The following is a 1,504-nucleotide window of genomic DNA, read 5'->3' as shown; positions in this document are numbered from 1 at the left end:
TGCCGCTGATCGCGCGGCCTGGAAGGTCGTACGGCGTGTTCGAGTCGTCAAAGCTTCGGATTCACTCCGTCAGCAGCGTGAAGCCGCTCCTGATCACGCCGTACTCTGCACGTTCTACCCGGCAACTGAACCGGCATCCCAGAAGAGTCGAGTTGTCGATACCCAACTGAAACGCCAATGTCGCCGCATCAGTCTTGCGCACCTTCGAATCGCCGGCGGCCTCACGAAATTCGGCGATACCGCCACGCCTACCGACGACGACATACTCGACTACCTTGCTGTCCGCCTCGCGATGGTCATCAACGCCGTGGCGATCGTCCAGCAGCCGTCCACAGGTACCGCACAGGGCGTCGTTCGGTTTGCCGTCTTGGTAGCAAGGCCTCTCCCGTTCAGCGTCTCCCGCCAGCATGCAACACGCGCAGAGTCGGCCGCGGAACGCTCGATCGAACGTACTTCTCTGCCGCCGACAAGGAGCTGCTCGACAGGCGTCCAGCCTGATGGCGTCTGATGGTAGTGGCGTACGTGCCGCCGTTCGCTTTCCGGTTAGCGGCGCGGCGGCGCGGCCAGCCGGTGGGAGGGGCAGGCGCAGAGATTTCGCTCAGTGCCCCAGGGTGGCCCGCGGTCGGTGGCAAGATCAGCCAAGATTGGCCGGCTGCCTGCATGTTTGTCCTCCGGTCGCAATCCCGCTGCGAAAAACGTCCTGCGCCGAGCTGCCATGCTGTGTGCCCGGCCACACTTGAGGTGGCTTGCGCCGAGCGCCAGATCCTGTGCTAGATTTTGCACGTTGCAGTTTTGATTTCCGTAGACGTTTTCGGCGCCTGATGGGTTTCAGCTTCCCATCAAGGCGCTTTTTCGTTGTTCGTGTCGTTCCGGCGCGGGTGATCAACGCGGCGGCGTAAGGGTTCGCACAGTGCGGCCCCTTCAGCCTGCGAAGGAGCAGACATGACTACAGGTACCGTGAAGTGGTTCAACGCCGACAAGGGCTTCGGCTTCATCAGCCCGGACGACGGCGGCGCGGATGTCTTCGCCCACTTCTCCGCCATCTCGGCCAGCGGCTTCCGCAGCCTGGACGAGAACCAGAAGGTGGAGTTCGACATCACCCAGGGCCAGAAGGGCCCGCAGGCGGAGAACATCCGCCCGCTCTGATATACCCCTTTTTCGCCGAACGGCGGCCCGACTGATTCAGCGGGCCGCCGTTCGGCGTTCTACCCGATGGTGCCTCGTCGATAGCGGTAACAACCTGATACCGCCGGCTTGAAGCGGTCCGCCATGCATGTCACCGGTCATGCCGGGTAGGCCATCACTTCGTCCCTGTAGGGTGAGCTCGCTGTCGAATGCCCGCACGTCGCCAGCGAGCATGAAGGTAGAGGTCTGCCGCGATTGTCGACCGCGCTGGAGGGTCCTGCGGCCAGTCTTTTAAGAGCTTCCAGCGAGTGTGCCTAACACGGCGAAGTCTCGTGCGCTCATCTGCCGTACAGAACGCGCTCCGGCGGCCAGAAAACAG

The 1,504-nt window shown here is 62.8% G+C and carries 2 protein-coding genes; both read left to right on the top strand.

Going from position 1 to position 1,504, the window contains the following annotated elements:
* On the top strand, positions 1-508 hold a 508-nt coding region (locus Acy02nite_RS46100; RefSeq protein WP_203756762.1), incomplete at its 5' end, for a hypothetical protein.
* A gap of 434 nt (positions 509-942) precedes the next feature.
* Positions 943-1,146 (top strand): transcription antiterminator/RNA stability regulator CspE, encoded by a 204-nt coding sequence (cspE, locus tag Acy02nite_RS46095; RefSeq protein WP_013283833.1) that lies wholly within the window; start codon positions 943-945, stop codon positions 1,144-1,146.
* Positions 1,147-1,504: the final 358 nt, after the last annotated feature.

It is taken from the genome of Actinoplanes cyaneus (genome assembly GCF_016862095.1).
Lineage (GTDB): Bacteria > Actinomycetota > Actinomycetes > Mycobacteriales > Micromonosporaceae > Actinoplanes > Actinoplanes cyaneus.
The sequence above is the reverse complement of the archived record's forward strand: the minus strand, read 5'-3'. Positions and strand labels throughout refer to the sequence as shown.

Coding starts and splice junctions, on each gene's coding strand:
- cspE (WP_013283833.1), top strand. CDS start 943: ATGACTACAGGTACCGTGAAGTGGTTCAACGCCGACAAGGGCTTCGGC.